Raw genomic sequence first — 20,315 nt, forward strand, 5'->3', positions numbered from 1 at the left:
GTTCGGACAGCACCTCCCATTGTAGGTGCCGGGCGCCGCGTAGAATCGGTCGGATGACCGCCTCACCCGATTCCGGAGCCTCTGGATGGAAGCGCGCGCTCGAGCGGATGCTCGACGACGAGGAGGACGGCGCGCTCGAGGCCTCCTTCGACGACGGCCCATCGGCCCAGGTCGGACTGGAGTTCGACCTGCAGCTGCCGCTGCTGCGCAGGGTCCGTCAGGCGGCGCCCGCCGCCGGGGCTCCCTACACCCTGGGAATGCGCCCGGTTCGACGCGGGGCGCGCGGGACCTGGATCCGCGGCGGGCTGGACTGGGAGCGCGTGGTGGACGCCGGTCGCACGGGGGTCGTCAGCCCCGAGCAGGCGGACTGGTTCGACGAGCTGCGCGTCCTCGCGAACGTGCGATCGCGCCAGGTCGCCCATGACCGGCACTGGATCAGGGTGGAGCACTACGAGTCGCCCATGCTGTGGTCGCTGCTCGAGCGCGCCGAGCAGCTGGACGTCTCCCTGGTCAGCGCGGGCGGAGGCCGGCCCGTCGTGCTGGATCCGGCCGGGCGCTTCCAGGTCGATCTGAGCCGCGACGAGGACCACGGCCTGGTCCTGCACCCGGAGGTCGTGGTCGAAGAGGAGGGCCTGCGCCGGGTGATCCCGCTGACCTCGGCCGGGGTCGTGGGCGATCCGGGGCACGGCCTGTTCTTCCCCGTGGCCGAGGACGACGCCCCTCCGGCCTTCTCCGGCTCCGCGCCGGAGCACCTGGACCCGGAGTCCGATCTCAACGCCATGTCGCTGCGCCTGGTGCCCCTGAGCACGCGCCTGACCCGGGATCAGCGCCGCTTCCTGGAGACCGCGCAGGAGATGACGGTCCCGGACGACGAGGTCCAGGAGTTCGTCGAGCGGTGGTTCCCCCGCCTGCAGCAGCGCATCGCCATGACCAGCGACGACGGCTCCATCGAGCTGCCGGATGTCGCCGCCCCGGAGATGGTCCTCACGGTGACCCACGACGACCTCACGGTGCGCCTGGAGTGGGAGTGGGAGTACCAGCTGGGAGCTGAGCGCCTGCGGCTGCCCTTCCGCCCCGCGGATCCCCTGGGCACCGAGCCGGTGCGCCGCGACTCCACCTGGGAGTCGTCCATGACCACCGCCGTCCACCGGCGCATCCCCGACCTCGAGTTCCGCCGCAGCGCCTACGTGGGCTACGACGCCGTGGTGCTGCTGCGCGACTGGCTGCCCGAGCTCGAGCGTATCCATGACCTGCGCATCGAGACCCGCGGCACGGAGCCGGCCTACCGCCCGTCGCAGGATCCGCCGGAGATCACGGTGAGCACTGCCTCGAGCCAGCGCCGCGACTGGTTCGATCTGGGCGTGTCGATCCGCGTGGGCGACTTCCACGTGGCCTTCGCCGACATCTTCAAGGCCCTGGCCCAGGGCCAGGACGTGATGATGCTTCCCGACGGCACCTGGTTCGGCCTCGACGCCCCGCGCTTCGAGAAGCTGAGGGAGCTGCTCAAGGAGGCCCGCTCGCTGCAGGACACGCCCTCGGACGCTCCCATGATCTCGCGGCATCAGCTGGGGCTGTGGGAGGAGTTCGAGGAGCTGGCCGATCGCTCCGAGCCGGTCAGCCGGTGGCGCGAGGCCGTGACCCGCCTGAGCGCGGGGCTCGAGGAGGAGGATCCGCCGGAGGTGCCGCAGGCTCTGCACGCGCAGCTGCGCCCGTATCAGGTCGACGGCTTCCGCTGGCTGGCAGCGCTGCACGATCTCGGCCTGGGCGGCGTGCTCGCCGATGACATGGGCCTGGGAAAGACGGTGCAGACCATCGCCATGTTCCAGCGCGCCCACGACCGCGCTGCCGAAGGCCTCGCCGAGGCCCCCGCAGGCGGGCCCTTCCTGGTGGTCGCCCCCACCTCCGTGGCGCCGAACTGGGTCTCGGAGATCCGCCGCTTCGCCCCGGAGCTGTCCGTGCGCTCCATGCCCGGGACGGCCGCGGCCACCGGCGAGGAGCCGCAGCAGCTGGCCGGCGCGCACGACGTCGTGGTGATCTCCTACGCGCTGCTGCGCCTGGACGAGCAGCTGTGGAGCGCGATCGACTTCTCTGCCGTGGTGCTGGATGAGGCCCAGTTCGTGAAGAATCCGCGCACCCGCGCCCACCGCGCCGCGCGGGCCCTGCGCACCGACACGACGATCGCCGTGACCGGCACCCCGCTGGAGAACGGGCTGACCGACCTGTGGGCGCTGCTCGCACTGACCGCCCCGGGGCTGTTCCCGTCCCGACGGCGCTTCGCGGAGGCCTATCAGCGCCCGATCGAGACCTCGGGCGATCGCACCGCGCTGTCGCGGATGCGCCGGCGCCTGGCCCCGTTCATGCTGCGCCGCACCAAGGAGTCCGTGGATCTTCAGCTGCCGCCCAAGATCGAGCAGACCCTCGAGATCGAGCTGTCCGAGGAGCACCGCCGGCTCTACGACCTGCACCTGCAGCGCGAGCGATCCAAGGTCCTGGGGCTGCTGCAGGATCTCAACGGCAACCGGTTCACGATCTTCCAGTCGCTGACCAAGCTGCGCCTCATGGCCCTGGACCCGTCGCTGGTGGATCCCGAGATGGAGGTCCCCTCCTCCAAGCTCGAGGTGCTCTTCGATCACCTGCCGGAGATCGTCGCAGAGGGGCACCGTCCGCTCGTGTTCTCGCAGTTCACCGGATTCCTCAAGCTCGCTGCCGCGCGCCTGGACCGGCTCGGCATCCCCTATTCCTACCTGGACGGCTCGACCCGCGACCGCGCCACGGCGATCGAGGACTTCCGCTCGGGACGCACCCGCGTGTTCCTGGTCTCCCTCAAGGCCGGAGGCACGGGCCTGAATCTGGTCGAGGCCGACTACTGCTTCCTGCTGGACCCCTGGTGGAACCCCATGGCGGAGAACCAGGCGATCGACCGAGCCCACAGGATCGGGCAGACCCGGAAGGTGCTCGTCTACCGACTGATCGCCCAGGGCACGATCGAGCAGAAGGTCATGGAGCTCAAGAGCCGCAAGGCCGCGCTGTTCGACTCCGTGATGGACGACGACGGGACTTTCGCCTCCCAGCTCAGCGCCGACGACGTCCTCGAGCTGCTGCGGGACTGAGGCCGTTCCCACCCACCGGCCCCGCGCCCGCGCCCGCGGCGTCATAATGCCGTCCGGGGCCTGTGGTCCCGTGAGACTGCGCCCGGATTCGTCTAGCGTGGAGGCCGCGCGAGATCGTCAGGGCGCCCGCGGGCCGACCGGATGCGACAAGCGTCCGGACAGGCCTCTCCGCCCGCCCATGAGCCGCTCGTCGGTCGCGCTCGGAGCAATCCGCCGCCCCGTGGAACGCGCGCTCAGCTGCCGACACCACCCGCGCACCGCCGCGCAACCGCCTTCTGCCTGCCGAGGAAGTGATCGCCGTGTCCCACATCTCAGCGGAGCGGCCCGAGTCCGAGGGCGTCCCGGCCCTGGTCGCCGACTCGCTCGTCGCCTCCGGGCTCGCACCCGCCGACATCCGCCGCCGTCTGCACACCCTGTTCCCGGACAGGGCACCGAGCTCCTGGGCCGCGTGGCTGCGCCGGGATGTGCTCGGCGAGCCGGTCGCCCGCGACCGGGCCCACTACGACGACCGCCAGCTGCGCCTGGGCGTCGAGGTCGTGGCCGCCGTGGCCGAGGGCCTGGAGCCCGATCCCCAGGCGACGGCCCTGCTGAGCCCCGAGGACGTCGACATCCTCGAGGACCTGACCGGCGGGTACGACCCCTCCGGGGCCATCCTGGCCAACAGCCTCATGCTGGTCGGCGCGCTGCGCCAGCAGGTGCACTCGGGCCAGCGCCCGGTCCTGCGCCAGTCGCGGTACCAGGAGCTGCTCATGGAGACCCGGCTCGTCGCCGATGTCCCGCAGTCCCATCAGCTGCGCTGGCCGCCGGCCGCCTCGGTCGTCGCCCGCCGTCTGGGCGGCGGCGACTGGGCGCGCGCGCTGGACGGGATGGGCCTGGACGGAGGCCAGCCCGGCGAGCCGAGGCAGAGGGACATGCCGGTGGCCCGGGAGATCCTGGAGCTCGGCGACCCCGGGATCGGACTGATCGCAGCGCCGGCATCCACGGGCGAGTGGCCCCATGAGGTCTGGGACGAGCTGCGGGACCGCCTGCTGGACGAGCTCGAGGAGCTCGCCTGGAAGGACATCCTGGTCCTGCGCTACTCCGAGCCTCCGGAGGAGGACGCTCCCCCGTCCCCGTCTGCCTGGGCCCGCACCGGGCCCGACGGGACCGTCGTCAGTCTCTCCGGGGTCAACAGCCCGAGCGCCCTGTGGCCGAGGGCCGAGGACTACTTCGTCGAGCCCCGCTGGCGCCAGCCCGCCCATGGCGGGGTCGCCTGGAGCTGCGGCCCCATGCCGGCTGAGGAGGCCGCCGAGCTGATGGTCGAGGGCATGCGCATCGGGCGGCTGTGCGGCAATCCCTACCGCTTCTGCTGGGGCGTGGGAGATGCGCAGACCGGCTCAGCGGAGGAGGACCCCCAGGCCTCGGGTCCAGTGGCCCCGGTGGTCTCGTTCCATCGCCCCACATCCTGAAGTCCTCCCAGGCCGTCGCGCCGTGAGCGATTCCACACCCTGAGGCGGACCGGCGATCCGCGGGGCAGGTAGACTGGCTCGATCGAAGGGGAGTAGTTCCAGGGCGGCCTCGGCCCCCGGAGGCTCGTCGACATACCGGATTCACGGAGGAGTCCCGGCGAGCCGTCCGCATGCGGATGAGCGAGACCTTCAGCCCATCGGCCAGGCTGGTCCCAGACCGCCCGAGCCTCGACAGGACAGGACTCCTCCATGAACGGCTCACACGCGCCCTCTTCCGACTCCCCCGCCTCGCTGAACCCGGGCGATCCCGGGGCAGCCACCCGCTCCCAGGTCCGCCGCTGGCGGCGCTACCTGGCCGAGGAGCAGGCCGAGGCGGAGATCTACCGCAGGCTGGGCGAGCGTTCCGAGGGACGCCACCGCCGGATCCTGCTCGAGGTGGCCGAGGCCGAGGGCAGGCACAGCCGGCACTGGCAGAGCCAGCTCGCCCCGTACGGGCTGGGCCCCACGCGCCCGTCGCTCGGCTCCCGCACCCTGATGCTGCTGGCCGAGCACTTCGGCACCGTTTTCGTGCTCGCGCTGCTGCAGCGCGCCGAGTCGCGCTCGCCGTACGCCGACGATGTCGATGTCCCCGCCTCCATGGCCGCCGACGAGGCCCTGCACGAGGAGATCGTGCGTGCCCTGGCCAACGACGGCCGTCAGCGGCTGTCCGGCAACTTCCGCGCCGCGGTCTTCGGCGCCAACGACGGCCTCGTGTCCAACCTGGCGCTCGTGATGGGCGTCGGCGCCACGGGCATGGCGGGATCCCAGGTGCTCTTCACGGGCATCGCGGGCCTGCTGGCCGGTGCCCTGTCCATGGGCGCAGGCGAATTCGTCTCCGTGCGCTCGCAGCGCGAGATGCTCGATGCCTCGCTGCCCACCCAGGTCACCCTCGACGTGGCGCCCCAGCTCGATCTGCAGGCCAATGAGCTCGAGCTGGTCTACCGAGCCCGCGGGATGTCGGCCGAGGCCGCCGCCCATCGCGCGGCCGAGCGCCTGGGCTATCTCGACTGCGACTGCGACCCGTCGCTGTCCTACCAGGACGAGGACGACCAGGCGGACAGCGGCGAGGACAACGTGGCCCTGGGGACCGATCTGGGCGCCTCCGCCTCGAGCTTCTGCTTCTTCGCCTCCGGGGCGATCATCCCGATCATCCCGTTCATCCTGGGGATGGCCGGCATGCCCGCACTGGTGCTGGCCATGGTCCTGGTGGGCATCGCCCTGCTGGTCACCGGCGGCGCCGTGGGCCTGCTGTCCGGGGCGTCCCCGCTGAAGAGGGGCCTGCGCCAGCTCTCGATCGGCTACGGAGCGGCGATCGCGACCTACCTGCTGGGCCTGCTGTTCAACACGACGGTCGGCTGAGCGGCCCGGGTGCACGTCCGCCCATGTCCGGAGCCTGTTCCGACGCTGTGAACTGCATCACTCAAGGCACGTATTTCCCGCAGGGACGCACCGCAGTCCCCAAGGCTGGGATATGATCCGGCTCGTGGCCTTTGCGCCACACAGCAATGAAGGACCACTGTCGCAGACGTCGGCACGGCCGCACTGGGGGGTGCTTCGTCGCCGGCAGCAGCAGTGGCAGCAGTCGCTCAGCCCACGACTCCCTTCATTGAGACATGACTGTCTGCCGATGGCCGCGAGCATTCTCCTTCTGGAGGCGCATCTCTCCCGCGCCGGGTGCCTTGCATCCGTCACCTCACGGCCATCGGCCTGTCATGCCACGCACTGCGCCCGGACCCTGAAGGGTCCGGGCGCTCATCCGGGTCGGCTCAGGACTGCGGCTCGAACTGCTTCTCCCACACGATCTCCCCGTTGCCGTCGCGCAGCGAGACCGTCATGAGGTCCTGCTCGTCCAGGTCCACGTGGCCGAAGAACTGGAACGCCGCGTCCCGGGGCGAGCCCATGGCCGGGCCTGCCTTGGAGAAGACCTCCTGCGGGCCGAAGGTCCGGTCCAGCTTGTTCGGCCCGAAGGAGCCCGCGTTGATGGGGCCGGCCACGAACTCCCAGAACTCGTGGAAGTCCTGGAAGGCCGCGTTCTCCGGCGTGTAGTGGTGCGCGGCGCAGTAGTGGACGTCGCCGGTGATGACGAAGACGTTCTTCACGCCGTTGTCCTTGACCGACTTCAGCACCCGGGCCAGCTGCAGCTCACGTCCCAGCGGCTTGCCCGGATCGGTGTTGGAGATCGACTCCTGGGCCTTGCCATCCGGGACCACCAGCCCCAGCGGGAGATCGGCCGAGAGGCACTTCCAGGTGGCAGTGGAGTCCCGCAGGCCGTCGATCAGCCACTGGGTCTGCTCCTCGCCCAGGATGTCCGTCTCGTGAGCCTCCTTGCCGGCGGTGTTCTCGCCCTTGAACGTGCGCATGTCCAGGCAGAAGACGTCCAGCTGGGAGCCGCGCTCGATCTTGCGGTAGATCCGCGCATCCTCGAAGCCGGATGTCCCGGGCTTGAGCGCGCGGGCGTCGCCGATGGGCTGGTACTCCTGCCACGCGCGACGGCCCCGCTGGGCCAGGGTGTCGACATCGAGGACCGTGTAGCGCTCGTCCTCCAGGGTCTCGCCGGGGTACCAGTTGTTGGTGGTCTCGTGGTCGTCCCACTGCGAGAGCAGGGCGGTGTGCGCGTAGAAGTCCCGGATGTTGTGATCCATCATGTTGTAGCGATGGCGGGCCCGGAACTCCTCCTGGGTCTCGGCCACCTTCGCCACGCCCTCGGTCACCACGTTGCGCCAGACCTGGCCGTCGGTCTCCTGGTGCTCGGCCGCGATGGGGCCGTCCGCGTAGATCGTGTCGCCGGCGTGGATGAAGAAGTCCGGGTTCGTGGCCGCCATGGCCCGGTAGGTGCGCATGCCGCCCAGATCCGGGTTGATGCCGAAGCCCTGCCCCGCGGTGTCGGCGGTCCACACGAAGGACTGACGGGTGCCCGAGGGCCGGCGGACGCGCTGGCCGCGGCCCGGGCGCAGCCCCTCGGGAGCGGTGCGGAAGGTCCCGAACTCCGCGGGCGAGCGGACACCGGACTCATCCTCGAACTGCACGGCGTAGAGGAACTGCGAGCCGGAGGGCAGCCCGGTCACGCCGATCTTGGCGGTGTGGTCGGTCTCGGCGGTGACCCATCCGGACTCGACGGTCTTCTCGAAGCGCCCGCGCCCGCGGGCCGGGTTGAAGGCATCGTCCACCGCGGTGACCTTGACGATCATGCGGCCGTCGCCGGAGGAGCGCGACCACACGACGACGGAGTCCTTCGAGGCCTCCCCTGTCATGATGCCCGAGGGCAGGTGGAGGCGGCGGCGGACGATACCCGTAGCCGAGGGGCGCTGGCTGGGCGCGGCGACCGCCGGAGAGGCCGTGGCGGGGGCGGCGAGGACGGAGATGCCGGCAGTGGCGGTGAGCAGACCGCGGCGGGAGATGGAAGTCATGGCCCCATCATCCGAACCCCGCCCGTCTGCGCGCCCACGCCGAGGTGACACCGCGTCGTCACGCAGGTGAAGACGCGATGCCGCAGGTCACGAGCCCATGCCGGGACCTGTGCTCAGGCCGTCTCACGCAGATCGATCATGACCTTCGAGGACCCGGCGCTCCGGTCCGCGGCCAGCTCGAAGCCGTGCAGGGCATCGGCGAGCATCACCTCGTGCGTCATCAGCGGGGAGACGTCCACGCCCTCGGCCATCAGCCGCAGCGCATCGGCCAGGGCGGCCGCGGCCCCGCCCGCAGAGCTGCGGCCACCGCGAACGCGCCGATCGGCCCGCACCCATTGACGAGCACGCTGCGCCCGTTGATGTCCTCGGCCTGGGACATCGCGTGCAGCGCCACACCGAACGGCTCGGACAGCTCGGCGGGGACGTCGTGGTCCCCCACCAGGGTGGCCGGATGCACGGTCACCGGATCGCCCACCCGCAGCCCGAGCTCGTCCATGGCCTGCTGCGCTTTCTCGCCGATCTGCAGATGCCACCCCACTGCATGGCGCTGGCACTCCGTGTGCGTCGTCGTGGAACTTCGGGAACAGCTTCAGCGGGCTTCAGAACAGGTTGATCAGGCCGATCACGCCCACCAGGAAGATCGCCGCGGCGGAGATGATCAGCATGACCTTGAAGGCGGCGCCGTCGCGCACCGCCGGATCCGTCTGCGTCCGGGACAGGTAGACGGTCGCCACGGCCACGCCCATGAGGAACACGGCGTTGAGGATGCCGGCGAGGACACCAGGGTGCCCAGCAGGCCTCACACGATCGGCAGGACCACCATGATCACCCGCATCCAGCGCTCGCGCTGGTGCTGGTCATGCCAGTCGAAGGCGCCGAAGACGGCCAGCGTGCTGCCGACCTGACGGCCCAGGCTGGGGACGTTGGCGATGATCGTCTTGAACAGGCAACACCGGCCCCGGCCAGGAAGACCACCGCGCCCCACGTGCCGATCGCCGAGCCGAAGATGGACGAGATCGTGGTCATGACCTCCTGCCCCTTGGGGACGATGCCCTGCGGGTGCAGCACGGCCGTACCCATGGCCCCCAGGGCGATCTGGAAGCGCATGCCGTCGCCGAGGTCGCCCAGGCTCCAGGAGAACTGCGTGCCCTGCAGCAGGAACACGATCACCACGGCGAAGGCGGTGACCAGCAGGACCAGCCACGACATCCAGCCGCGCCGACCGAGCCGGGGAGGGACGTCGTCGTAGCCCGAGACGGCCACCCGGCCCGTGGAGATCGACCAGCGGCCCTGCTCGATCTGCACCCACACCTTGAGGAAGGTCGAGATCAGCACGAGCCACAGCAGCATGAAGCCGACCTGCGCGTCCAGGGTCGTGGCCGTGAGCAGCTCGCCCGAGCCCACGACGGCCGCGGAGGTGATCATGCCGGGGCCCAGGAAGCGGAAGCGCCCGCCCATGCGCTCCGGGGGCTCCGCGGTCTCGCGGCCGGTCACCAGGTACGGATCGACCTTGTCGGCGTCGATCGTGGCTGTGGCCGGGAGGGTGTCGGCGTGGGGCATCTGGGTGCCTCTCGATAGGGCAGGGCGGCACGGGCATGCGGGTCCCTGCAGGCGGACGGAGAGGTGCCCCAACCTAGGCCGTGACGCGCACCACCCCGTGCCTTGTTGCCGGGGGATGCCCCGGATGCGCGAGAGCACCGGGGCCCCTCCTGAAGGAGGGGGCCCCGGTGCTCGATGATTCCGCTGAGGGCAGGCGCTCTCAGCGCGGATCGATCACTTGCCGGCCATGAGCTCGCGCATCAGGTCGGCGGTCTCGGTGGGGGTCTTGCCGACCTTCACACCGGCGGCCTCGAGGGCCTCCTTCTTAGCCTGGGCCGTTCCGGAGGAGCCGGAAACGATGGCGCCGGCGTGGCCCATGGTATTGCCCTCCGGGGCGGTGAAGCCCGCGACGTAGCCGACGACCGGCTTGGTCACGTTGGCCTTGATGTACTCGGCCGCGCGCTCTTCGGCGTCGCCGCCGATCTCACCGATCATCACGATGCCCTCGGTCTCCGGATCGGCCTCGAAGGCCTCCAGAGCGTCGATGTGGGTGGTGCCGATGACGGGGTCGCCGCCGATGCCGATCGCGGTGGTGAAGCCGAGATCGCGCAGCTCGAACATCATCTGGTAGGTCAGGGTTCCGGACTTTGAGACCAGGCCCAGCTTGCCCTTGCCGGTGATGTTCGCCGGGGTGATGCCCAGCAGCGACTCCTCCGGGGAGATGATGCCGGGGCAGTTCGGGCCGATGATGCGGGTCTTGGGACGGCCGTCCTCACCCGCGTTCGCCTTGGCGTGGGCCCAGAACTCCGCCGCGTCCTGCACGGGGATGCCCTCGGTGATCACGACGACCAGCGGGATCTCGGCGTCGATGGCCTCGATCACGGCGTCCTTGCAGAACTTCGGGGGCACGAAGACGATCGACGCGTTCGCGCCGGTCTCCTTCATGGCCTCGGCCACGCCGCCGAAGACGGGCAGCTCGACGTCGGCGCCCTGAGCGTCCTTGTGCGAGACGGTCGTGCCGGCCTTGCGGGCGTTCACGCCGCCCAGGACCTGGGTGCCTGCTGCGAGCATCCGGGCGGTGTGCTTGGATCCCTCGCCGCCGGTGATGCCCTGAACGATGACCTTCGAGTCCTTGTTCAGAAAGATGGACATTCTGATTCCTCTGCTTTCGGTTTCCGGCGGTTTCAGTTGGCGGCTGCGGCGAGCTCTGCGGCCTTGTCGGCGCCGCCGTCCATGGTGTCCACGGAGGTGACCAGCGGGTGGTTCGCCTCCTCCAGGATGCGGCGGCCCTCCTCGACGTTGTTGCCGTCGAGGCGGACGACCAGCGGCTTGGTCGCGGTGTCGCCCAGGATCTCCAGGGCCTTCACGATGCCGTTGGCCACGGCGTCGCATGCGGTGATGCCGCCGAAGACGTTGACGAACACGGACTTGACCTGCGGGTCGTTCAGGATGACGTCCAGGCCGTTGGCCATGACCTCGGCCGAGGCGCCGCCGCCGATGTCCAGGAAGTTCGCGGGCTTGACGTCGCCGTGCTTCTCGCCGGCGTAGGCCACGACGTCGAGCGTGGACATGACCAGCCCGGCGCCGTTGCCGATGATGCCGATCTCGCCATCGAGCTTGACGTAGTTGAGGCCCTTCTCCTTGGCCTTGGCCTCGAGCGGGTCCTCGGTGTTCTTGTCGACCAGGGAGGCGTGGTCCTCGTGGCGGAAGTCGGCGTTGTCGTCGAGCGAGACCTTGCCGTCCAGGGCCACGATGTCGCCCTCGCCGGTCTTGACCAGCGGGTTGACCTCGACCAGCGTCGCATCCTCGTTCTTGTAGACCTCGCCGAGCTTCACGAGCACGGGCACGATCTTGGCGCCGGTCTCCTCGTCGAACTTGGCCTGGGCGACGATCTCGCGGGCCTTCTCCTCGGTCAACCCGGCTGCGGGGTCGACCTCCACGCGGGCCAGGGCCTCGGGGCGCTCGACCGCCAGCTGCTCGATCTCCATGCCGCCCTCGACGGAGCACATGGCCAGGTAGGAGCGGTTGGCGCGGTCCAGCAGCACCGAGAAGTAGTACTCCTCGGCGATGTCTGCGCCCTGGGCGATCATCACGCGGTGGACGGTGTGGCCCTTGATGTCCATGCCCAGGATCTGCTGCGCGTACTCGTAGGCCTCATCGGCGGTCTTGGCCACCTTGACGCCGCCGGCCTTGCCGCGGCCGCCGACCTTGACCTGCGCCTTGACGACGGTCACGCCGCCGATCTTCTCAGCAGCTGCCTTTGCTTCTTCCGGAGTGGTCGCGACGATGCCCTGGAGCACGGGTACGCCGTGCTTCTCGAAGATGTCGCGTGCCTGGTATTCGAACAGGTCCACGGTTGAGAGCCCTTCTTCGTCGAAGTTCTTGGTCCGGCCGCGCGGATGCGCGCCCGATCGTTGCCGTCGAGGCGCGCGGGCCCTGCTCCGCCGGGTGCATCTCCGGCGCAGGGCACAGCGACGTGCCTCTCCTGAACCCACCTTAGCGGACTCGCCCTCGGCCCCGCCCTGCGCCCATCGGGGCCTCCGAGTTGATTGACTGTCCCGCATGCAGGCAACCCGACGGCGCGGCGAGAGGCAGCGGCCCCGCTCCATGCCGCCCGCCCGGGCGGCCATGCTCCGAGCCTCGACATGGGTCCTGCTGATCAGCCTTGCGCTGTGCGCGCTGCGCATCCCCCTGGCCGAGGTCCCCGATCTGCTCGACCCGCCCGGCAGGCTGCTTCCGCTGTGGCCCCAGTCGCTGCTGTGGCTCGGCATGGGCCTGATCGCCCTGCTCGGCGCCCGACGCGGATATCTGAGCCTGCAGCGGGCCTCCGGGGCTCGCCGGGTCTTCACGGCCGGACGACGCCAGGCGGACGTCGAGGCGGACCCCCGCTCCCCCACCCTGGCGCTGGTCCTGTTCGTGGTCGCGCTGCTGTCCGCCGTGATCCTCCCGCCGCTGCTCGTGGGCGGCTGGACCATGCAGCCGGTCGAGCTGTGGCTGGGCCTCTACGGCACCTACGGGACCTCCGTGGCGTTCGCGACGGCGGCCTGGGTGATCTTCCATACGGGCTACGCGGTCCTCTTCGCGCTGATCCTGGCGCTGGTCCAGTCGATGGGCGAATCGCTGATCCGCCGCGCCTGGACCCGACGCGTCCCTCTGGGCGGGATCGCGCTGGGCCTGCTGCTGGGCATTCCGGACCTGTTCGTCGGCGGGTGGGCCGACCTGCTCACGACACTGGTCAGCTGCACCCTGCTGGGAGTCGTGCACCTGCTGGTGGGTGGGCGCCTGCGCTGGAGCGCGGCGGCGTCGTGGTTCCTGATGATGTTCCTCTGAAGACGACCGCCAGCCGCTCAGCGGCTCACTCGAAGGTCATGCTCACTCGGAGACCCTGCTCAGCGGGGCCGAGCGCACGAGCAGCCGCTTCTCTTCCGAGCCGAACCTGACCTTGGCGATCACCCGGTCCCCGCGGCCCTCCAGCTGCACCACGGTGCCGCGCCCGAAGCTCTTGTGGTCGACCTGCTCGCCGATGCTCAGCGCCAGGACCTCCCGCTGCGGATCCACGCGCCCCGCTGCCGGTGTGCGGGCACCGCGCCGGAACGTGGCCGCCGCCCCGCCCTGCGAGCCGCCGGAGCCCATGAGCCCGGAGCCGTAGGCGGCCCCGCCCCAGCCCGGCCGCGCGCCGGAGCCCTCGCGCTCCCAGCTGATCAGCTCGGACGGGATCTCCTCCAGGAAGGGGCTCGGCGGGTTGTACTGGGTCTGCCCCCACTGCGAACGGTTCTCCGCGCGCGTCAGGTAGAGGCGGCGGCGGGCGCGGGTGATCCCCACGTAGGCCAGGCGCCGCTCCTCCTGCATCTCCTTCTCGTCAGTCATGGAGCGCTGATGCGGGAAGATCCCGTGCTCCATGCCGGTGAGGAACACCACCGGGAACTCGAGGCCCTTGGCCGTGTGCAGGGTCATCAGGGTCACCACGCCCTGCGACTGCTCGTCGGGATCGGGGATCTGATCGGCGTCGGCGACCAGGGCCACGTGCTCCAGGAACTCCGCCAGCCCGTGCTCCGGATGCTCGCGCTCGTGCTCGCGGACCACCGCCACGAGCTCGGCCAGGTTCTCCACGCGGGTCTCGTCCTGGGGGTCCTCCGAGGTGCGCAGGGCCTCCAGGTAGCCGGTCTGCTCCAGCACGGCCTCCACCACCGAGGCCGGGCTGTTGCCCTCCGCGACGGTCGAGAGGTCGTCCATGAGCTGCACGAAGGCCTTCACCGCGTTGAGGGAGCGCGAGGCCATGCCCGGGGCCTCCTCGGCCCGGCGGGCGGCGTCCATGAAGGACAGTCCGTCGCGCTCGGCCAGGGCGGCCAGAGCGCCCTGGGCTCGGTCGCCGATCCCGCGCTTGGGCTCGTTGATGATGCGCCGGACCGTGACCTCGTCATCCGGGTTCAGCAGCGCGCGCATGTAGGCCAGGGCGTCCTTGATCTCCTTGCGCTCGTAGAACCGGGTGCCGCCCACGACCTTGTAGGGCAGGCCCACGCGCATGAGGATCTCCTCGAGCGAGCGGGACTGCGCGTTGGTGCGGTAGAAGATCGCCACGTCCGCCGGACGGATGCCCTCGGCATCCTGGAGGCGGTCGATCTCCTCAGCGATCCAGCGCGCCTCCTCGTGGGCGGACTCGGCCGTATAGCCCACGATCTCGGTGCCATCGCCCTCGGCGGTCCACAGCCTCTTGTCCTGGCGCCCGGCATTGCGGGAGATCACGGCGTTGGCCGCGGAGAGGATGGTCTGGGTCGAGCGGTAGTTCTGCTCCAGCAGCACGGTCCGGGCGGAGGGATAGTCCTTCTCGAACTCGGTGATGTTGCGGATGTCCGCCCCGCGGAAGGCGTAGATGGACTGGTCGGAGTCGCCCACGACCGTCAGCTCCGCAGGCGGCAGGCCCGTGGGATCACCCTGATGCCCCACGATCTCCCGGATCAGGGAGTACTGGGCGTGGTTGGTGTCCTGGTACTCGTCGACCAGGACGTGCCGGTAGCGGCGGCGGTAGTACTCCGCGATCTGGGGGAAGGCCCGCAGCATGTGCACCGTCTGCGAGATGAGGTCGTCGAAGTCCAGGGCGTTGGCCGCACGCAGCCGCTGCGTGTAGCCGCGGTAGGTCTGCGCGACCGCCTGCTCCCACGGATCCGACCCGGTGGCCCGGGAGAGATAGGTCTCATCGTCGATCAGCTCGTTCTTCAGCGAGGAGATCGCGTGCTGCAGCGCCTTGGGGGCGAAGCGCTTGGGGTCCAGCTCGTGCTGCTTGGCCACTGCGGTGATCACTCGCAGCGAATCGGCGGAGTCGTAGATCGAGAACGTGGACTTCAGCCCGATCGCGGTGGCCTCCCGCCGCAGCACGCGCACGCAGAAGGAGTGGAACGTCGACAGGGACATGGTCCGCGCAGACGGCCCCACGAGCTCGACCACGCGCTCGCGCATCTCCGTGGCGGCCTTGTTGGTGAAGGTGATCGCCAGGATCTCCCCCGGATGCGCCCGCCCCGTGCCCAGCAGATAGGCGATGCGGTGGGTCAGCACGCGGGTCTTGCCCGAGCCCGCCCCGGCCACGATCAGCAGCGGCGAGCCGGCGTGCTCGACAGCCTGGCGCTGCGGCCCGTTGAGCCCCTCCAGGAGGGATTCCGGGCTGCGCCGCCCCGGAGCCGACTCCATGGCGCTGGCTGCGCCCGAGGCCGGCGGGGAGGAGAGCAGGGGGTTGTCCGAGAGGAAGTCCATGATGGGCTCGAGTCTAGAAGAGCCGCCGGACAGCACAGCGGGCGTCGTGTTCCGGTGCCGCATGGCCGATAGCCTGCAGGCATGGGACTCTCGCGGGCGCAGAAGATCAAGAAGCACGGCGACAGCGCTGCGCAGGCACCGACCGGCCGCACCACTGCCGCCCGATCGCGCCCGGCGGCCCGGAGCACCGGGGCCTCGACGATCACAGCCGCGGCTCAGCGTCGCGAGCAGCTGCGCCCGGAGCCGGAGAGCTCGCCGTCGAGCCCCATGATGCTGGTGGGCGTGCTCATGGCGGTCGCAGCGCTGTTCCTGCTCTACGTGAACCTGGTGATCCTGCCGGGCTTCGCCTCGGCCATGGCCGGCGGCCACGGCGTCCCCGAGCTGCGCCTGCTGGGATTCGACGCCGAGTGGTTCCGGAGCTTCACGGACGCCATGGACGACGGCGCCGCCGAGGCCTACCGCTCCATCCACCGCTCCACGGCGCTGATCGCCCCGCTGGGCATGACCGTGGGCTGGGCGGCCTTCGTGCTCCTGCAGTCCAGGGGCGCGGCGCTGTTCCGCTGGGCCGGCCTGGGCGTGGTGGCGCTGTTCGCGATCGTCTACCTGCTCGGCAGCTCGGTCCTGGACCGCGCCGTGGCCGATCCGCAGGACGAGACCCTGGTGGGCATGGCCTCGCTGCTGATGAACCTGCGCGGGGCGCTGCTGCTGGGCATGGTCGCACTGCTGGTGTGGGCCATGCTGCGCTCGGTGCGTCGGATCGCCGGCGAGATGGCGCAGCGCGGGCGCCAGGACCAGCAGGCCTGAGCCGGCTGCCCGGTGCAGGACCGCGTGCGAGCGCGGAAGAAGGAAGAAGGGGTGCCCCCGGCGCGATTCGAACGCGCGACACCGGCTTTAGGAGAGCCGTGCTCTATCCCCTGAGCTACGGGGGCGACGGCGACCATCATAGGGCCCGCAGCCTGCCGCTCCGAACAGCGGGCGGCAGCGCGAGTGCCGGGCGGGGTCGGTGCGGGCGATAGATTGACGCGCATGGCTGTCTACATCGATCCCGCGCGCTGGCCTGCCCATGGCACCGTCTTCTCGCACCTGGTCTCCGACAGCTCCCTGGACGAGCTGCACGAGATGGCTCGGCGGATCGGCGTGAGCCCCCGGGCCTTCGACGGCGATCACTACGACGTCGCAGTGGCCCACTACGACAAGGCCGTGGCCGAAGGCGCGATCGAGGTCGACGGCAAGGAGCTGGCCCGGCGCCTGGTGCAGTCCGGGCTGAGGATCCCGGCTGCGCGTCGCAGCGAGCGTGCCGAGTACGCGCTGCGCTCGCGCTGGGACAGCGGCATCGGGATCGGCCCCGAGCTGCGCGGCCTGCGCGCCGAGCTGCTCGAGCGCTGGGGCGAGCCCCACCGCCGCTACCACGACCGCACCCACCTGCTGGACATGCTGAGGGCGCTGGATCTGCTCACCGACGATGCCCCGCCGCGGTCCGTCGTGCTGGCCGCCTGGTTCCACGACGCCGTCTACGACGGCCGCCCCGGCGCCGATGAGGAGGCCTCCGCCGAGCTGGCCGAGCGTCTGCTGCCGGAGGCCGGCTTCCAGGCCTCGGAGGTCGCCGAAGTCGCCCGCCTGGTCCGCCTCACCGCCTCCCACCGTCCCCGGCCCGACGACGACGCGGGGCAGCTGCTGTGCGATGCCGATCTGGCGGTGCTGGGCGGCGCCCCGGCCGTGTACGCCGACTACGTCCGCAGGGTGTCCGAGGAGTACGCCTCGGTGCCGCGGCCGGACTTCGTGCGGGGGCGGCTGCAGATCCTGGAGCAGCTCTCCGCGGCCGAGCTCTACCGCACGCCCAAGGGGCAGCAGCTGTGGGCCAAGCAGGCGGCGGAGAACCTCGCCGTCGAGATCGACGACCTGCGCCTGGAGTCCCTGCGGGAGATCCAGGTGCCGGAGGGCCTGGACGTGCTCACGATCGTGGGCGTGTGCTTCCTGCGCGAGGGTCGTCTGCTGACCGTCCGCAAGCGCGGCACGCAGAAGTTCATGCTGGTCGGCGGCAAGCTCGAGCCCGGTGAGACGGCCGAGCAGGCCGCTGAGCGCGAGGTCTCCGAGGAGGTCGGGGCCGTGATCAGCGCGGAGGACCTGCAGCTGCTGGGCCGCTTCCACTCGCCGGCGGCCAACGAGGCGGACACCTGGGTCTCCTCGACCGTCTTCACGGTCGATCTGGACGAGCAGGCGCAGCAGCCCCGTCCGCAGGCGGAGATCGAGGAGCTGCGTCCGCTGGACCTGCGACCGGAGGCGGTCGCCGAGGCCGAGCCGTCCCTGGCCCCGCTGGTGCGCCGCCAGGTCATCCCGCTGCTGCGCCGCCGGGATCCGCGGTTCTTCAGCGCCGGTCCGCGGTGAACAACCGCTCGGCGACACTGCGCGGCGCGACGGCGCTCAGCTCCTGGGAGGCTGCTGCCCCTGGGCCTGCCCTGCCTGCTCGGCCTGCAGACGGGTCCGGCGCCGGCGCCACAGGATGCTGGCCGTCACGAGCCCGATGATGATGCCCACGCCGCCGATGACCGAGACCCACATGGCCGCGTGCCCGATCGCCAGCGACACCAGCAGCCCCGCGATGACTCCGGGGACCGCTCCGGCCACCATGCCCACGGCCAGGTAGGTGTACTCCTGGTCGCTGCCGGTGCGCGCGGCCGCGCTGTAGTCCGCCGGGGGTCGCTGCTGTCCTCGAGGGTCCTGTGCCATGGCTCCAGCCTATCCGCGCCGAGGCGGTGGGCCGTCGCGGCCGGTGGCCTCAGCGCACGGTGTAGAAGCCGTCCAGGGCCATGTCGTGCACCGAGTGCTCGATCGTGCCCTGCTGGGGGTTCAGCGCGGAGATCATCCGATCACCGCCCAGGTAGATCCCCACGTGCGATCCTCCGTTCTGCGAGACGAGGTCGCCCGGGTGGGGGTCCGCCGTGGGCTCGGCGGCGGCGAACTGCTCCCACGTGACCCGCGGCAGCTCGAGGCCGTGCTGCGCGTAGACCCACTGCACGAACGCGGAGCAGTCCCAGGCCTTGAAATCGGTGCCGCCCCAGACGTACTGCCCGCCGAGCCCGAGCCGAGCGGTGGCCAGGATCTCCTCGTCCGAGACCCCGCCGCCTGTGTCCGCGGCGCTGGTCGTGGCCTGCTCGGTCGTCGGCGCATGAGCAGGAGCGGCAGGGGCCGCAAGGGCTGCCTGAGGTCCTGCCGAGAGCGTCTCGGCGCCCGGACTGCGCTCGAACGGGGCCGTGGCCGCTGAGGCCAGGTCGTCGAGCCCGGGATCCGCCGCCGGCTGGGCGGGGTCCGACTCCCACAGAGTGTCCTGGAGGCTCTGGACGCCCAGCTGATCACCGACGGCGGTGTCTGCTGCCGCGGGCTGGGCCGCATGGCGGGCCGTGGGGTCCAGCGAGGTGGAGCGGCTGCCGTCGGCGTAGGCGAAGCTCACCACGCCGTCGGCGTCCGTGGACCAGGAGAAGGTCCAGTCATTGGCCTCGGCGGCCGCGCGATCCAGCCCGGCGTCGTCGGGGACGGTCCCGGTGACCGTGACCCAGGCGGGGAACTCGATCGCAGCGGCCTGCGCCGGGGCTGCTCCCAGAAGCGCCGCCCCCACGAGCCCGAGCCCCGCAGCACCCGCCAGCGGCGCGGGAGCCCGAACCGTGCGGCGGCCACCGCTGAGGCCCCGGCTCGCGGCTCCGCCTGAAGGGCGCATGGCCCGGGCCGAGAGCATGGGCTCGATCTGACCTGCCAGGGGTCGCAGAGCGGGAGCGGATCGCAGGCCTGCGAGGTCACGGGCGTCGAAGGCCCATGTCTCCCGGACGGGATCGGCGGATCGGAGGGGGATGGCGTTCATGGCGGAACCTCTCACGGGAAGCGTGCGGCGGCCGCCGCGGCGGCAGGCATCGACGACGGCGATGCCCGCGCACGCTATGCCCCGTGCCGCCGCGCGCCTGCTGCCCTTCGCCGCATTGAGACCCCCGAGAGCCCTGAGCAGCGGGGACCGCTCCTCTGCCGCGACATGATCCGCTGGGGGCTGCGCCTGTGGAGCCGCGGGTGCGCAATCGACCCGCGCAGACGACGGCACCGCCGGCGATCGTGTCGCCGGCGGTGCCGTCAGAAGCGCTTCAGCAGCGGGCGGCTCAGCCCTGCCCCACCACGATGGAGTGGGCGGAGGCCTCCGGGATGCGGATGTCCTCCGCCTCCACGCCCTCGGCAGGCTCCAGAGCCCGCACGACGACCTCACCGCTGTCCTCCTTGCGCGCCGCGAACGGTCCACCGGCCAGCAGCCCGCAGCGACCCAGGAGGCTCAGCACCTCCGGATGCGTCTGCACGACCTCCGGGATGCCCCTGAGCACGAAGCGCCCGCCGAGCTCGCTCGGGGCGGCCTCCGAGAGGATCTGGTCGGTGCCGGGAAGGGACTGCAGCGGCTGAAGCAGAGCCTGGTGAGCGGCCTCCTCCGAGGCCGCGCCCAGACCCGCCAGGCCCGGGATCGGCATGCCGTAGGGCGAGATCTGCGGGTTGTGCAGCAGATCCACGAGTCGCTCCTCCACAGCCTCGCTCATGACGTGCTCCCAGCGGCAGGCCTCGTCATGGACGACCGAGAGGTCCAGGCCGATGACGTCGGCGAGCAGGCGCTCGGCCAGGCGGTGCTTGCGCATGACCTTGACCGCGGTCTCCCGCCCCGCCTCCGTGAGGGCCAGCCGGCGATCCGGCTGCACGGTCAGCAGGCCGTCGCGCTCCATGCGGGAGACGGTCTGGGAGACGGTGGGCCCGGAGTGATCGAGGCGCTCCACGATACGGGCGCGCATGGGAGGGATCCCCTCCTCCTCGAGCTCGAGGACCGTGCGCAGGTACATCTCCGTGGTGTCGATCAGTTCGGTCATGTGACAGCTCCTGAGCAGGGGGCGAGCAGACATCTGGGGACGTGGCCGCGGCTGGGCGGCGCATGCCGGTTCATCGCAGGAGTCTACGCAGATCCCCCGACAGCGCATCGGCTCCGTGCGGCACAATGGCCGGACGGAGGGTCC

Annotated in this window: 17 protein-coding genes and 1 tRNA gene; 6 read left to right on the forward strand and 12 right to left on the reverse strand. The window is 70.9% G+C overall.

From position 1 onward, the window contains the following. Positions 1-53 precede the first annotated feature (53 nt). The 3 genes from RF645_RS04345 (at position 54) to RF645_RS04355 (ending at position 5,956) form a co-directional block, all read left to right on the forward strand. The gene (locus tag RF645_RS04345; RefSeq protein WP_006215530.1) at positions 54-3,110 is read left to right on the forward strand and encodes a DEAD/DEAH box helicase; all 3,057 of its coding nucleotides are present in this window, start codon (positions 54-56) and stop codon (positions 3,108-3,110) included. A 299-nt stretch (positions 3,111-3,409) separates the two neighbouring features. Further along, positions 3,410-4,558 (forward strand): hypothetical protein, encoded by a 1,149-nt coding sequence (locus tag RF645_RS04350; protein ID WP_368818652.1) that lies wholly within the window; start codon positions 3,410-3,412, stop codon positions 4,556-4,558. A 249-nt stretch (positions 4,559-4,807) separates the two neighbouring features. Beyond that, entirely contained in the window at positions 4,808-5,956 is a 1,149-nt protein-coding gene (locus RF645_RS04355; protein WP_058871429.1) for a VIT1/CCC1 transporter family protein, read from the forward strand. Positions 5,957-6,363: 407 nt separating this feature from the next. On the opposite strand, the gene RF645_RS04360 is transcribed toward RF645_RS04355, so the two are convergent. The 7 genes from RF645_RS04360 to sucC all read right to left on the reverse strand — a co-directional run bounded on the left by RF645_RS04360 (position 6,364) and on the right by sucC (position 11,897). After that, the gene (locus tag RF645_RS04360; protein ID WP_058871430.1) at positions 6,364-8,004 is read right to left on the reverse strand and encodes an alkaline phosphatase; all 1,641 of its coding nucleotides are present in this window, start codon (positions 8,002-8,004) and stop codon (positions 6,364-6,366) included. A 113-nt stretch (positions 8,005-8,117) separates the two neighbouring features. Beyond that, the gene (locus tag RF645_RS04365) at positions 8,118-8,255 is read right to left on the reverse strand and encodes a hypothetical protein (protein ID WP_161937527.1); all 138 of its coding nucleotides are present in this window, start codon (positions 8,253-8,255) and stop codon (positions 8,118-8,120) included. Then, entirely contained in the window at positions 8,255-8,542 is a 288-nt protein-coding gene (locus RF645_RS04370; RefSeq protein ID WP_058871431.1) for a hypothetical protein, read from the reverse strand. Before RF645_RS04370 ends, RF645_RS04365 begins: the two co-directional genes overlap by 1 nt. A gap of 61 nt (positions 8,543-8,603) precedes the next feature. Continuing rightward, on the reverse strand, positions 8,604-8,759 hold the full coding sequence (locus RF645_RS04375; RefSeq protein WP_235586761.1) for a hypothetical protein: 156 nt from the start codon (positions 8,757-8,759) through the stop codon (positions 8,604-8,606). A gap of 70 nt (positions 8,760-8,829) precedes the next feature. Further along, entirely contained in the window at positions 8,830-9,564 is a 735-nt protein-coding gene (locus tag RF645_RS04380; RefSeq protein ID WP_058871432.1) for a hypothetical protein, read from the reverse strand. A 213-nt stretch (positions 9,565-9,777) separates the two neighbouring features. Continuing rightward, positions 9,778-10,695, reverse strand: coding sequence for a succinate--CoA ligase subunit alpha (gene sucD / locus RF645_RS04385; RefSeq protein WP_368818653.1), 918 nt, complete (start codon positions 10,693-10,695; stop codon positions 9,778-9,780). A 32-nt stretch (positions 10,696-10,727) separates the two neighbouring features. Beyond that, positions 10,728-11,897 carry an ADP-forming succinate--CoA ligase subunit beta gene (gene sucC / locus RF645_RS04390; protein WP_058871433.1) on the reverse strand — a complete coding sequence of 390 codons (1,170 nt, stop codon included), beginning with the start codon at positions 11,895-11,897 and terminating at the stop codon, positions 10,728-10,730. A 208-nt stretch (positions 11,898-12,105) separates the two neighbouring features. Between sucC and RF645_RS04395 the strand changes: the two genes are divergently transcribed. Next, positions 12,106-12,873, forward strand: coding sequence for a hypothetical protein (locus RF645_RS04395; protein WP_058871434.1), 768 nt, complete (start codon positions 12,106-12,108; stop codon positions 12,871-12,873). A gap of 42 nt (positions 12,874-12,915) precedes the next feature. Here the strand turns inward: RF645_RS04395 and pcrA are convergent, their stop codons facing one another. After that, positions 12,916-15,288, reverse strand: a complete 2,373-nt coding sequence (pcrA, locus tag RF645_RS04400) for a DNA helicase PcrA (protein WP_368818677.1) — start codon at positions 15,286-15,288, stop codon at positions 12,916-12,918. Positions 15,289-15,369: 81 nt separating this feature from the next. Here pcrA and RF645_RS04405 point away from each other — a divergent pair, with 81 nt between their 5' ends. Next, a complete protein-coding gene (locus RF645_RS04405; protein ID WP_058871436.1) occupies positions 15,370-16,092 on the forward strand; it encodes a hypothetical protein in 723 nt (240 codons plus the stop codon). A 52-nt stretch (positions 16,093-16,144) separates the two neighbouring features. Here the strand turns inward: RF645_RS04405 and RF645_RS04410 are convergent. After that, positions 16,145-16,217 (reverse strand) — tRNA-Arg (locus tag RF645_RS04410). Positions 16,218-16,314: 97 nt separating this feature from the next. On the opposite strand from RF645_RS04410, the gene RF645_RS04415 reads away from it, so the two are divergent. Then, positions 16,315-17,673 (forward strand): DUF4031 domain-containing protein, encoded by a 1,359-nt coding sequence (locus RF645_RS04415; RefSeq protein ID WP_368818654.1) that lies wholly within the window; start codon positions 16,315-16,317, stop codon positions 17,671-17,673. Positions 17,674-17,709: 36 nt separating this feature from the next. Here the strand turns inward: RF645_RS04415 and RF645_RS04420 are convergent, their stop codons facing one another. The 3 genes from RF645_RS04420 to RF645_RS04430 form a co-directional block, all read right to left on the reverse strand. Then, complete coding sequence (locus RF645_RS04420) at positions 17,710-18,015, reverse strand: hypothetical protein (RefSeq protein ID WP_006215568.1); 306 nt, start codon at positions 18,013-18,015, stop codon at positions 17,710-17,712. Between the two features lie 49 nt (positions 18,016-18,064). Next, positions 18,065-19,141: a C40 family peptidase gene (locus tag RF645_RS04425; RefSeq protein WP_368818655.1), complete on the reverse strand. Its 1,077-nt coding sequence runs from the start codon at positions 19,139-19,141 to the stop codon at positions 18,065-18,067. A gap of 286 nt (positions 19,142-19,427) precedes the next feature. After that, positions 19,428-20,171: a metal-dependent transcriptional regulator gene (locus RF645_RS04430; protein WP_058871437.1), complete on the reverse strand. Its 744-nt coding sequence runs from the start codon at positions 20,169-20,171 to the stop codon at positions 19,428-19,430. Between the last annotated feature and the right edge of the window lie 144 nt (positions 20,172-20,315).

Source organism: Kocuria sp. CPCC 205260, from assembly GCF_040981045.1.
Taxonomy (GTDB): Bacteria; Actinomycetota; Actinomycetes; order Actinomycetales; family Micrococcaceae; genus Kocuria; species Kocuria palustris.

What these genes read in the sequence shown, in the direction of transcription:
- RF645_RS04345 (WP_006215530.1), top strand. Translation starts at nt 54, where the DNA reads ATGACCGCCTCACCCGATTCCGGAGCCTCTGGATGGAAGCGCGCGCTC.
- RF645_RS04425 (WP_368818655.1), bottom strand. Translation starts at nt 19,141, where the DNA reads ATGAACGCCATCCCCCTCCGATCCGCCGATCCCGTCCGGGAGACATGG.
- pcrA (WP_368818677.1), bottom strand. Translation starts at nt 15,288, where the DNA reads ATGGACTTCCTCTCGGACAACCCCCTGCTCTCCTCCCCGCCGGCCTCG.
- RF645_RS04365 (WP_161937527.1), bottom strand. Translation starts at nt 8,255, where the DNA reads ATGGCCGAGGGCGTGGACGTCTCCCCGCTGATGACGCACGAGGTGATG.
- RF645_RS04395 (WP_058871434.1), top strand. Translation starts at nt 12,106, where the DNA reads ATGCAGGCAACCCGACGGCGCGGCGAGAGGCAGCGGCCCCGCTCCATG.
- sucD (WP_368818653.1), bottom strand. Translation starts at nt 10,695, where the DNA reads ATGTCCATCTTTCTGAACAAGGACTCGAAGGTCATCGTTCAGGGCATC.
- RF645_RS04360 (WP_058871430.1), bottom strand. Translation starts at nt 8,004, where the DNA reads ATGACTTCCATCTCCCGCCGCGGTCTGCTCACCGCCACTGCCGGCATC.
- RF645_RS04415 (WP_368818654.1), top strand. Translation starts at nt 16,315, where the DNA reads ATGGCTGTCTACATCGATCCCGCGCGCTGGCCTGCCCATGGCACCGTC.
- RF645_RS04420 (WP_006215568.1), bottom strand. Translation starts at nt 18,015, where the DNA reads ATGGCACAGGACCCTCGAGGACAGCAGCGACCCCCGGCGGACTACAGC.
- RF645_RS04355 (WP_058871429.1), top strand. Translation starts at nt 4,808, where the DNA reads ATGAACGGCTCACACGCGCCCTCTTCCGACTCCCCCGCCTCGCTGAAC.
- RF645_RS04430 (WP_058871437.1), bottom strand. Translation starts at nt 20,171, where the DNA reads ATGACCGAACTGATCGACACCACGGAGATGTACCTGCGCACGGTCCTC.
- RF645_RS04380 (WP_058871432.1), bottom strand. Translation starts at nt 9,564, where the DNA reads ATGCCCCACGCCGACACCCTCCCGGCCACAGCCACGATCGACGCCGAC.
- RF645_RS04405 (WP_058871436.1), top strand. Translation starts at nt 15,370, where the DNA reads ATGGGACTCTCGCGGGCGCAGAAGATCAAGAAGCACGGCGACAGCGCT.